The organism is Ekhidna sp. ABH4_415, assembly GCF_056161305.1.
Genome location: NZ_JBSWYW010000011.1, coordinates 1 through 13,206, shown reverse-complemented (window position 1 = coordinate 13,206; position 13,206 = coordinate 1). Strand labels below are relative to the sequence as shown.

Annotated in this window: 7 protein-coding genes; all 7 read right to left on the bottom strand. The window is 42.3% G+C overall.

Going from position 1 to position 13,206, the window contains the following annotated elements; genetic code table 11:
• Window positions 1-86: 86 nt before the first annotated feature.
• Window positions 87-1,667 (bottom strand): 7TM diverse intracellular signaling domain-containing protein, encoded by a 1,581-nt coding sequence (locus tag ACXAH9_RS16575; RefSeq protein WP_474895966.1) that lies wholly within the window; start codon window positions 1,665-1,667, stop codon window positions 87-89.
• A gap of 106 nt (window positions 1,668-1,773) precedes the next feature.
• Window positions 1,774-4,881 (bottom strand): ligand-binding sensor domain-containing protein, encoded by a 3,108-nt coding sequence (locus ACXAH9_RS16570; protein WP_474895965.1) that lies wholly within the window; start codon window positions 4,879-4,881, stop codon window positions 1,774-1,776.
• Window positions 4,871-5,848 (bottom strand): hypothetical protein, encoded by a 978-nt coding sequence (locus tag ACXAH9_RS16565; protein WP_474895964.1) that lies wholly within the window; start codon window positions 5,846-5,848, stop codon window positions 4,871-4,873. Before ACXAH9_RS16565 ends, ACXAH9_RS16570 begins: the two co-directional genes overlap by 11 nt.
• A gap of 2 nt (window positions 5,849-5,850) precedes the next feature.
• Window positions 5,851-7,116 carry a PKD domain-containing protein gene (locus tag ACXAH9_RS16560; RefSeq protein ID WP_474895963.1) on the bottom strand — a complete coding sequence of 422 codons (1,266 nt, stop codon included), beginning with the start codon at window positions 7,114-7,116 and terminating at the stop codon, window positions 5,851-5,853.
• Entirely contained in the window at window positions 7,097-9,253 is a 2,157-nt protein-coding gene (locus ACXAH9_RS16555) for an OmpA family protein (RefSeq protein WP_474895962.1), read from the bottom strand. Before ACXAH9_RS16555 ends, ACXAH9_RS16560 begins: the two co-directional genes overlap by 20 nt.
• Window positions 9,250-10,164, bottom strand: a complete 915-nt coding sequence (locus ACXAH9_RS16550; RefSeq protein WP_474895961.1) for a PorP/SprF family type IX secretion system membrane protein — start codon at window positions 10,162-10,164, stop codon at window positions 9,250-9,252. Before ACXAH9_RS16550 ends, ACXAH9_RS16555 begins: the two co-directional genes overlap by 4 nt.
• Window positions 10,164-13,206 (bottom strand): Ig-like domain-containing protein (locus tag ACXAH9_RS16545; RefSeq protein ID WP_474895960.1); only part of this gene is annotated, 3,043 nt, incomplete at its 5' end. The genes ACXAH9_RS16545 and ACXAH9_RS16550, both read right to left, overlap by 1 nt.

Here is a 13,206-nt window from a genome sequence, read left to right as displayed (position 1 = left end):
TGATGATACCCCTAATTAAGTATCCTTAATTCGGTATTACCAAGTTTTTGTCGTGAGTAGCACAAAGCCTGTCGTGAAATGCAGGTTTAATTCGCTAGCCGTTCCTCCAGCTGAGGTTTATAGGTTCGTGAAAGTTTCAGCTCTTCGCCATTCTTGAGTAGCAAATAGCTACCATATATGGTTTTAACATACTCCAGATTCACGATAGTAGAACGATGAATCTGCACAAACTGCGGGGGTAGTATTTCCAGGATAGCACTTAATTTATTTCGGTCTACCTCTGGGCGTTTCTTATCATTTAAATGAAACTCCAGGTAATGATCATCCGACTGAATGTATCGAATACGATGCGGATCTACCACTGCCTTACTCTTCAAAATAACATACGACTTTTCCTCTTCCGTTTTTTCATTTTTTTCCAACTCAGCCACTACCTGTCGAAGTTTTTGATTGGTATCAAAAAGCTGATTCTTCTCTTTCACAACCTCCACCAGCAAAACCACCATTGCATATGATAGTACACCAACTTCGAAAAAGAAGCCTGCGAACAGTGGGTCTCCAGGCACAAGCGAAGAACCGATAGCTCCATACTCCATCAGGATCTGACTAAGAACTCCCAGGAAAAAGAGCGAGTATCCAATCAAAAAGATTCGCGCTCGAAAAGTATCAATCTTCAGGTAATTTATTCCACTACTATATGCAAAAGCAATTATTGTAATGATCACCACGTATCGCATGGAGATTAGAATAGGGCCAGCTGCAACAATAAAGCTGGGTAAAAACGCCCAAACAATGGTGCTCACCAAGAATAGCCATAACCAAAAATCCATCAGTTTGTGGAAGCGTGGCATGGTTTGTTTAGTATCAAAATACCTTTGGATATACATGATGAGGAACACCATGGAAAGCTGGGTGGTCAGGGGAAAAAAGTGCGTGTTGAATTCTGGAAAATTGGCGGTTATGTATTGAAAGCCGTATCCCAGCTTAGCGAAGCACCTCAATCCAAATGTCAGCACATAACCGGCATACCAAAGAAAAATGTACATTCTAAGTCTGATCCCTACTAGTAGGGAAATGAGTGTAACAAGTGCAAGAAATCCGAAGCAAAATCCATAAAAGATCGTCTCACGATTGTACATACTCCAGAAAGAGGAATCAGAGTAGAGGTACATGGGAAAACGTGCTGCAGAAAGCCGTTTGTCAATATTTAGAAGGTAAGTTGCAGAGTCGCCAGCCTCCAACGCAAGTGGAAAAACGAAATTGCGGTACTGAACTGGTCGTTGTTCAAATGGAAACCTATCCCCAGTTTCAAAAAGAGAAATCGCCGAATCATGTGTGATTTGGTATAGATGTAGATAGTCCAGCTGTGCATAGTCTATCTCTAAATACAACGCATATTTCCCAGTGGCGTTTGTGACTTTAGCTACAACCCAAAAAGCTGAAGAGGTAATGCCCGGATTTACTTTCTTGTTTATCCTCTTGAGATCACCAGATTGAATGCCCGTCCAGGCTTGTGATCCATTGAGGGTATCTGGGGTATGATAGACCACCACATAATCATTGATCCTTCCTACATGGCTACCGTCAAAGGTGATTATCTCCTGAGAGTTAGCATGTTGAAAAACCAGAAATATAAACGCCAGTTGAAAATAAAAACGCTGTATCACCCTTGGCTCAATCTTTCACCCATAAAAGCCAATATAATAACCAAACCAATACAATGGATGGTGACAACCAAAATATATAAAACAGACTTTAAGAAAATTATAGAGTTTAGCTAACCGAAATTTCAGTTTTCAATAGGTAGATGGTTATTCTAGTTCCTTTTTCGGGCGTGCTCTCTATTCCAATCTTGCCACCCATCCCTTCTATCTGGTTTTTAGATAGAAACATACCTATACCATCCCCTTGCTCAATATTTGTATGAAATCTCGAACCCAGAACAAATAACTTATCTGAAAACTTATCCAGATCGATACCCAGACCATTATCTTTGATAGAAATTATTACTTCTTTTCTTTCATCTCTAGCCTCAATTGAGACTTGTTTTGCATCCTCTGTTACGCCATATTGTAAAGCGTTTACAATCAAGCTGGTAAGTGCACTCTCAAGGTAGGTCGGAACGGCCTTAACATACAGATCCTCTGGTATATCCAGATGGACTTCAACCTGTTTCCTATTGATCAATTCCTTTTGAGTAGCGAGTACCCGATCTACAGATTCTAACACATTACATGGTTCCTTACTTAAATTTTCACGGTCGTTTTCAAAATTCAGAAGCTCATTGATATTCCGAATAGTACCATTCAGTCGGTCTGAAGATTTCTTCAGCATGTGAATAAACTCTTTATTCGTGGGGTCCGTTTCTATGGCACTGATCAGGCCCATGATATTGGATGCAGAAGACCGGGTATTGTGTGAAGTGATAAAAGAAAATTCTTTCAGGCGCTTATTTTGGCTTTCTGCAATCGAAATAAGTCGCTGTTTTTCTTTCAATCTCTTATTTAATCGGTCTGTTCGAATTCTGATGTATCCATAAATCAATCCACCACCTGCGAGTGCAAATAAGGTAATTGCCCACCAGGTGTTCCACCATGGTGGTGTTATTTCAAAAGTGATGCTGCTAATGTTGTCACCCCAATGATTGGGATTGTCTGACTGTCTAACCTGAAACGTGTATTCGCCGGGACTTAAATTACTAAACGTATTTTGTGTACTGCTTGTCGTGGGAGACCACTGTTCTTCTAACCCAACAAGCTGATACTGATATAAATTGGCTTCCGGTTTTCTTAGATTAATTGCAACAAATTTAATAGTGAGGTTATTGTAGTTGTAGGGAAGTTCAATATAGTTGGGTACCCTGCCTCCACTTACCGAATCCGACGAATAGCGATAGAGGTCTATCGACTGATAATCCACCTGAATATCGGTTATAATTGGTTTGGCGATCTTAGATTCAAACACTTCATCCGGCGTACTTAAAAAAGTTACCCCACTCCTATTGCCGATCCATATGTTATGATCCTGATCCGTGTAAATTGAGTTATGAATAAATTCAGCTACAACTAATCCATCTTTCTTCTGAATAGTTGATACCGCCTCCGTAAACTCATCAATACGACTTAGCCCTGTTCTGTGAGTAGCCCAAACATGATTGCTTTTGTCACTTATGACAGAAGAGCAGAAGTTATTCAGAAGCCCTTCTTGAGTCGAGAATCGAATAAATTCTTCACCATTGTACTCATATACTCCATCACCGTGTGTTCCGATCCATATATTTCCATATTCATCTTCGGAGATATCATTGATATCGTGCGAGGGAAACCTCCCATCTTTAGTTAAGTACATGATCTGTCCATCTGGTCTCATCACAGCTAAACCCGCACCGTGTGAAGCAAACCAGGTATTTCCTTCTTTATCAAAATGTATATGATAAATTTCATTGTGATAGAACCTGGCACTATCTCTTTCATCCACTGGAGTGCTTGTTGAGTAATTTTTCGTCAAATTTCCCAGAGAATCAATGACAAAAACTCCTTTCTGCGTCAAGGATAGCCACAAGTTCCCTTTTGGATCCTTTGTAATTTGACGGGCTAAAAGCTTGCCTCCGCCATAATCAAAATCAATCTTTTTAATGTTTTTCCAACTGGGGTCGGCAGTGAAGATGCCCAGGTCTTCCGCACAATAATAAATTCTGTCGTTTTTATCTACATAAACAGCAGTGATGTTGTTTCCTTCGCTGCTGTAGTGTGGGATCATCTCAAAATTGAGACTATCTAATTCTCCTGAATAGAACCCCCTGATCAAGCCCTTATCTGTTCCGAAAAAAAACTCATGCCTGGAATTTCCGCTGATTCCATTGACTGACCGAACTCTAAAACCTTCAAAGCTGTAATATAGGAGTCCTTTTCTCGCAACCTGAATCAATCCATCTCCAATAGTCCCCACCCAAATACTTTCATCTTCATCCATATTGATGGTGTTGATGAGGTTGCCTGGAAAGTCGTGCTTCTTATCTAAATGGGTAAACTGGATCGACTTGGTATTGTCTCTGTTAAAGTCAACTTTGACTAAGCCATTGTATTTTGTACCTATCCACAGATCCAAATTTCCTGTCTCTTTTATGGCGCTGATCGATTCCTTTTGTAAAAAATCAGCTTTAAAGACTTCACCTGATATTAGTCCGTCTTCATGGAACAAATCCAGGTGATACAAACCAAAATCCGTACCAACCCAAAAGGCATTCGATTTCGCTTTGTTTCTTTCAAGGGTTTGTATCGCCATGTAGTCCAGGTCCTCAATACTTCCAGCATACACTAACTGATCCCCTTCGGGTTTAAAAGCCAATAATCCCTCATTTGTGCCTACTAAAATGAGATCATTAAAAAGCTGAGCAAAGTTTGTTTTCTTAAACTTTAATTCGTTCGGCATTACAGACAATACGGTATCCTTCTTCAGGATAAGGAACCCCTTATTTTGGGTGACGGCCAGCAATCGATCATTACTTCTCAAAATTGCGGTAACAGGACTCTGGTCATCTTTAGGGTCAAACACCGTTTCGAGTTGCACCCCATTAAATGCCTTGATCTTTCCATTGTAGTAGCCAAAGAACAATTGACCTGAGTTGTTGAATGCTGTGGTTGAAAAATTCTTTTTTGTGGAGTCATTGGGATCCATCAACTCAAAACTGTGCCCATCGAAGCGAGTCAAACCATAATCCGTACCCACCCATTTATAGCCCAATGGACCCTGAATTGTGGTGTATACATAGGTGCCGTCCAATCCATTTTCGGGGTGGAAGTGCCTTATTTCATATTTCTGAACGGTGGCTTCAACCAAAAAACATGAAAGCAGAGCTATAAATGTTGATCTAATTCTCATCTTTCTGGTAGTATTTCAAATTTACCTGGTACTTGTACCTTGGAGGACCACCGATGGGTATACTGTAAAACCGAACCACTTCCTCGTACTGGTTTCTTAGATAAAACACCATATTGTTGTTGGGCTTTCCTTGTTTGATTATTTGAATTTCAATGGTTGTATTTTGCTCTTCAGGCGTGATCTCATGCATGGAACTGGCCCACTTTAAATCAGCAGATTTTTTGATTTTATGCCTGTTTTTAGACACAGAGTAAATCACCAATTCACCATCATAATCAAAGTCAAAATTGTGCTGTGTAATAGATACCACATTTTTATCAATGAACGGATAAATGTGGCTGATCTCACCGCTGGCTACTGGTAGTCTAAATGAATATTCATACGTAAAAGCATTTGAGCCCTCTACTTCCTCATTTACATCTGGATCCGCGCTGAGGAAATATTGGTAGAGGTTGCCATCATCACCTTGCAACCCTTCCATGATCACCTTGAAAATTCTACCATTGGGTATTTCAGGATCTTCTTCACCTTCAATCGGGTTGAATGGTCCGAATGTATACCATTTTCCATCAAACTCAGGATTGTCTCTAAATACTTTGGAAGCCAGCAGGTTTCCACTTTTAAATTCTCCAACAGGATCAACTTTCCTGGCATCTTTATGAGAATGTGCTCCTTTTCCACCAAATATTGAAATTCTGTGTGCTGAATTCCAATCACCTTTTATTTCATCGATTGTACCCCCTACATCGGGATCAAATACTCTCAGGTAGATAGGGTCTGTAAACTCATTGGGTACCAGAAAGAAAAATATCTGGATGTGATCATCATCGCCCCAGGAGGCTGGTGCATTTCCGCCAAAAGTCACCAGATAATCAATATTCTCAATTTCGTTTGGTATACGCTGACCGTGAGAAATGTGAGAAAAAGTCAGAAAACTTACCATCAAAAGTACATGTGCTGTCTTCATATTCACCTCCTCATTTTTAGTTTGAAGTCTGCCCTCCGATTAAGGGATTCATCTACATACTCACAATCAGACCCTGTCAGACATGAATTAATCAAAGATCTGGCAGAATTAGGGTTGCTCACCATGATTCGGTCGTTAGAAATTCCTTCATCCACCATGTACTGTCTGATCAATTGGGCCCTCCTGAGAGATAGTGCCACCCCTCTTTCAAATGATCCACCTGAAGTGGTATAAACGCCCAATTCAACATTCATCATGGGAAGCCCTTCTAGAAGCTCAATATGATCATCCAGCGTTTTCTTCATTTTCCTGGATAGCTCATTCTGATCCAATTCAAAAAAAAGAGGAGCTAAACTTAAGGCCTCTTGCTCAGACAGTTGCCTGGTTACATCGCTTATGGACTGCTGAATACTTTTTTGATCACTATCCGCAGGCACTACAATATCTCCGGAATCGAATATTCGATTACCTCGAAAAGCGACAATTCGATAATTACCTCCCCCGATCAAATCCTCTAATGCTTCAACTTCGTTATAACCACCAGATGTTTTCTTCAGAAGAAAATAGCTCGACTTGTCTTCAAGAAAACGTGAGTCAATGGTCAATTGATCCAGCGCATCTGTCAGCATTCCAGCAGTAGGATCGGCAAGTTTCACTCTGACGCTATCAGCCGCACAAAGGATTACATTATCAATATCAGATTTCAATCCAACAAGCAATGACCGATAATATACTCCGGTTCGATTATACGTATGGTTTGGCTTTTTCTCGCATGAGAAATTGCCATCACCAAAATCCCAGTAGGTGTAGCTTACCTGATAGGCTGAGTCAGGGTAGTCCAATGCAAAAGAGGTGGTCTCCTCAATGTTCGTTCTTACGTTTGCCCAAGACTCCAAACTTAATTCAAATGAACCTTTGATGATAATATCGATAGTGGTTTCTTCTTGAATCACTGCTTTTGTAATTGGATCTTCAAGACTTAACGTGGCGATATAGAGCCCGGGGTTTTCATAACAATGATTTATGTTCAGCCCTCTGAGCGTGGTGCCGTCTCCCATGTCCCATATGAATTCAAATTCTTTACCTTCAAAATCATAAGAATCTGTGATATCCAGATTCACGCAGTTATTCGAAGCGATTTTACTTATGCATGCTCCATTAAATTGTAAAAATTTATTCTTTGCAGCTTCACAAGGAACTTCCTGACTGTGAGCAACGGACCATAAGACACAGCATGTCAGGATGATATTAATTCGCTTGTTCATCATTTGAATATAGTTTTCTCATCACTAATTCCAGTTCAGATCTTCGATTTACTGCATGAAATCTTTCTTCACACTCGTTCTCATCATTGCAGTCATTGAGTAGTCCTTGCTCCCCATAACTATCAAGAATCAATCTACTACCAGCAATGTCATTTGCGATAAGGTATCTGGCTATTTTTTGGGATCGCCTGAACGCAAGCTCATCATTATACTTCATACTACCTCTGCTGTCTGTGTAAGAGTTGATAGAAAATGCGATGTGTGGATCTACGGTCATAATCTTGACAACTTTATCCAGTTCCGCTTTACCTGCTTCTGTCAACTCATTGGAATCCAGATCAAAATATATATTCTTAAGTGAATACATTTCTTCCATATTCAATCCTTTCTCCTCAACAGCCAATTTTGCTCGTTCTTCAATAGACTGATCCTGATCAGGAGGCGTACTGGACAAGAAGATTTTTTCATCAGCATTAACAATGAATCGACTATTCCCTACTTCTCTATATTCATATACACGTCCATTTACCTGCACCATTGCCTTTCTTCGGTTGTAAAGCGCCTCCAATTCTTTATCTGGATCTGGTCTTTTAGCTACCTTTTCCTCTTCATTTTTCAATGTTAAGATTGTGGTCAGCGCCATTCCCGCAAACAGTTCGCCGGACCCAATTGTATCTACCCCATTTAAATATCCTTCTTTACTTGCTTCTATCAAAATCTTCTCTCCGGGTAATGCCAAAAACTCAACGCCTCCAGATCCATCTGTATATCGGGTATCCTTGATAGCTCCATTTGCACGAAGGACCACTTTAACGTTCTCCAATGGTGCAGCGGATAGGTCTTCTTTCACAGTGCACCTAATGCGAGACCATTTCACATGAAAACGAAACAGGTCATCATCTAAGCCTCCATTGATCCGATTGGAAGTAAAATATCCAGATCGACCCAGTGAATCCGAAATAAAGCCAAAATCTGCATAGGAAGAGTTAAATGGGTAACCCAGGTTTTCGATTTCATCATGTGAGCGTGCACTGATAGGTGCTCGGAATAGGTCGAGTTCACCTAATCCTCCATGGCCATTTGATGAAAATATTAATTCATTTTCACTAATCATAAAAGGAAACATATCATCTCCTTTGGAATTAATGAATCCTCCCATGTTCACCGGATCTGTCCACTGACCATTAATTTTTTCAGAAATATATAAGTCAGCACCGCCATAACCACCAGGCATATTTGAAGTGAATATCAGTGTGTTTCCATCTTTGGAGATGGCTGGTTGGCCTACAGAATAGGTAGGATCATTAAATGGTAAAGCCTGCATATTCACCCACCGGTCTTTCTTCCGATCATACTCCGCATAATAAAGTTCAAGGTGGCTTTCATCGCTGTTCTTAGCAGGCACTCCAGCACGAGTAAAAATGATCTTGTTACCACCATAAAAGACAAGCGGGCCTTCATGGTAGTCTGAATCAAGACCACTATGGAATGCAACAGGTTGTCGCATTCGGCCATTTTCCAGTTCCTCGGTGTAAAACAGCGAAGTGTATTCCTCTTCGTTCCACCCCATCACATTTGTTACATCATTGCTATGATGATCGGATAAATAAACAATGCCGAAACCATAATAATAAGGACTAAACTCTGCATATTTTGTATTTATACTGAGAGGTTCGATTTCAACCGAAGCAGAATCTTCAAAGTGCTCATGAATATTTTTTATCGAGGAAATTTTTTTCTCTGCAATCATATCTGAACCTTCCATGGACTGATATTTCAGCAGCCATTTTTCCGCTTCAGCATACTTTTGGTTTGCCATCAGCACTTGCGAAAAATCTAGGATCGTTTGAGAACCTGGTTGCGGATCCTGTGAAAGTCCTATCCTGTACCACTTTTCTGCATCACCGAAATAATCAATTTGATAATAGCTCTCTGCTATCTTTATAGCAACTTCATATTTGGATGTGTCCTTTTTAAATACACGCTCATAGAACCCGGCGGCCTCTTGATATTTTCCATTTTTGAAGGATCGATCACCTCTCTCCTCTATGGGATCAAGGCTATTCAATATCTTAATAGACTGGCCATGAACCCCATTACATAAAGCGATCATTAACAAAACATACTGTACGTGCTTCATCTAAACCTCCTTGGATGATTAACTCGAGGATGCTTTTTCTTTATTCTGTAGTTCAATACAATTTCATGAGAACCAGTTGTTGCTTGCCCCAGTTCAGAAGTTACTAAACCATATGAATATCCAAACCTAAGATTATCAGTAAATTGAATCTCCAGTATAAAATCTATTGAATTTTTGATCCGATACGTTGCTCCTAGCCATATGATATCTCGGAATAGAAAACTGGTAGTAATATCAATATCAGCCACCCCTCCGGCATACCTAAATAGGAAACTGGGTTTATATTTCACATCATGACTCAACTGAAAAATTCCTCCTCCGGTAAAATAATAATGACGCACCTGCCGGCTTAAATCCCTTTCATTTTGATTCAATCGGTTATTTAGTAAAAAAGGAACAGATATTCCTGCGTATAGTTTAGGGCCATTATAGAATATCCCAGTACCGAAATTGGCCATAGTAGAGCTAAAATCATTATTCAGTACTGGATCATCCGGGTCAATCAAGTCATCTCTAGAGAGGTCAACATTAAATAATGAGACACCTCCCTGTAAACCCATTGATAAGTGATGTCTTCCACGATCAAAATTCATCCGATACGCATACACTCCATACAAATTATTAAATGATATAGCTCCAAACCCATCACTGGATATGATTAAACCTGCAGAAGATTCGTCGTTCCGGGTGATCCCGCCATGTACCGTAAATGTCTGAGTGGATGGAGCCCCCGGTATTCCTCGCCATTGACTTCTGGTCATCAATGTAAAGCTCCAAGATTCATGCGTGCCCGCATACGCAGGATTTAATACCAATCCATTGAACATGTATTGTGAAATAACGTATTGCTGCTGACCCATAGAATGCCCAACTGTAAGGAAGGTTAAAACAATAAATATGAGTCGAGCCATTACCTACTGATTAAGATGTTTCCAGCTATGGGCTTAGAGCCATCTTTTAAATCTATAATAAAATAGTAGGTTGAATAAGGAGCATCCGTAGAAGAGCCCATACTAGCATTGTTCTCCCCTCTCCACACCTTACTATTATTATCATAACCTTCCATTTCAAATATTTTCACTCCCCATCGATTAAAGATGGTGACTTTATTCTCCGGGTAGTTTTCAATTCCTTCTATGACCCACTCATCATTTTTTCCATCCCCATTGGGTGAGAATGCATCTGCAATTTTCATGTTGCAGACATCATCACTGTCAATATAGTTCAGAATACCGTCTCTATCACAATCAGCGACTCCTTCATCAATATCGAGTTTTCCGTCATTATCACTATCTAAATCTACAAAATCCGGAATACCATCTCCGTCAGTATCAATGGGATTATTTGGGTTTGCTCCTGCTTCCTCTGAGTCAGGAATATTGTCATTATCAGAATCCACATCCAGATATTCCGGAGTACCATCCTGATCGACATCATCGAACTGAAACTCGAAAGAATCAGGAATTCCATCAAGATCCTGATCACCATCTTCAACAGTGATAGTCAGGGTAGATTGGGAACATTCTGATGGATCCCCATTATCACAAACCACATAATCAAGTGTGAACGTACCTACAGCATTGGCTCCATCGTAGACATAGCTGCCATCAGGTTCAAAAGTCAAACCATTGATTAAAGGATTGATGTCTGTTAAAGTCAACGCATCGCCCTCTACATCTGAATCATTATCGAGAAGATTTCCATTCGCAGTACTTCCCAGAGAAATATTTATCGCATCAGAAACAAGTACCGGTTTATCATTCACAGGTGTGACATCAGCTGTATATTCAAAAACATCCGACTGGTTTACTCCATCACTCACCCTTATGTTGACCGTCAGTGATCCATAGAAATCTGTTGATGGGACGACATCAACTCCACTCGATGAATAATTAGTCCCGCTTTCAATAATTAAAGAATGATCAACGGGGAATGTATCATCCGGATCAGTAACATCCAGGCTGGCTAGAGAAATACTTAATGGTGAATCTTCGCCGATAGAAGGTATGGATAATTGACTAACAATAACTGGCGTACCATCAACCGCATTCACCGTGATCGTGAAGGTTTGATCAGCACTCGTGTCTATCCCACCATTCGCAGTGCCACCATCGTCGCTGATGCTCACCGTCACCGTCGCACTGCCGTTAGCATCTGCTGCCGGTGTGTAGCTTAAATCTCCACTCCCATTGATACTCGGCTGTACCGAGAATAATCCATTGTTGTCGTTGCTAACATTGAAGCTTAGGTTCTGGCCGCTCTCATCTGCAGGGCCCGGACTCATCCCTGTCGCCCAGCCGGTCACACTCTGTGCACCGGCATCCTCGTTAACGCTCTCATCGGCTCCCTTTGTGAAGCTTGGTGCGTCGTTGACAGCCGTGACCGTGATCGTAAAGGTCTGCGTTGCATACGTGTCATCTCCACCATTCGCCGTGCCGCCATCGTCACTTAACACCACATCTACATTCGCTACCCCATTGGCATCCGCCGCTGGCGTGTAGCTTAAATTCCCGCTCACATCAATCGCAGGCTGGCTGCTGAAAAGCCCGTTGTTGTCGTTTGTCACCGTAAAGGTCAATGTCTGGCCACTCTCGTTCGCTGCGCCTTTGTCAATACTGGTCGCCCAGCCCGTCACGCTCTGTGCGCCCGCATCTTCCAGTACGCTTTCATTCGATCCCTTCGTGAAGCTTGGCTCGTCATTCACCGCATTCACCGTGATCGTGAACGTTTGGTCTGCACTCGTATCCACACCCCCGTTCGCCGTGCCGCCATCGTCGCTGATGCTGACCGTTACCGTAGCTGCACCAAATGCATCGGCTGCAGGCGTGTAGCTTAAATCTCCACTTGAGTTAATAGTCGGCTGTACCGAGAACAAGGCATTGTTGTCGTTGCTAACATTGAAGCTTAGGTTCTGGCCGCTCTCATCTGCAGGGCCCGGACTCATCCCTGTCGCCCAGCCGGTCACATTCTGTGCACCGGCATCTTCGTTAACGCTCTCATCGGCTCCCTTTGTGAAGCTTGGTGCGTCGTTGACAGCCGTGACCGTGATTGTGAAGGTCTGCGTTGCATACGTGTCATCTCCACCATTCGCCGTGCCTCCATCGTCACTTAGCACCACATCGACATTTGCTAATCCATTGGCATCCGCTGCTGGCGTGTAACTTAAGTTCCCACTTGCATCGATCGCCGGCTGGCTGCTGAATAACCCGTTGTTGTCGTTCGTCACCGTAAAGGTCAGCGTCTGGCCACTCTCATTCGCTGCACCCTTGTCCAGGCTTGTCGCCCAGCCCGTCACGCTCTGTGCGCCAGCGTCTTCCAGTATGCTTTCATTCGCTCCCTTCGTGAAGCTTGGCTCGTCATTGACTGCATTCACCGTGATCGTGAAGGTTTGATCAGCACTCGTGTCTATCCCACCATTCGCAGTGCCACCATCGTCGCTGATGCTTACCGTAACTGTGGCACTTCCAAATGCATCTGCTGCCGGTGTGTAGCTTAAATCTCCACTCCCATTGATACTCGGCTGTACCGAGAATAATCCATTGTTGTCGTTGCTCACATTGAAGCTCAGGTTCTGGCCGCTCTCATCCGCAGGACCCGGACTTAATCCTGTAGCCCAGCCGGTCACACTCTGGGCACCTGCATCTTCATTGATACTCTCATCCGCTCCCTTCGTGAAGCTCGGTGCATCGTTCACAGCCGTAACCGTGATTGTGAAGGTCTGCGTTGCATACGTGTCATCTCCACCATTCGCCGTGCCTCCATCGTCACTTAGCACCACATCGACATTCGCTAATCCATTGGCATCCGCCGCTGGGGTGTAGCTTAAGTTTCCACTCGCATCAATCGCCGGCTGGCTGCTGAATAACCCGTTGTTGTCGTTCGTCACCGTAAAGGTCAGCGTCTGGCCACTCTCATTCGCTGCACCCTTGTCCAGGCTTGTCGCCCAGCCCGTC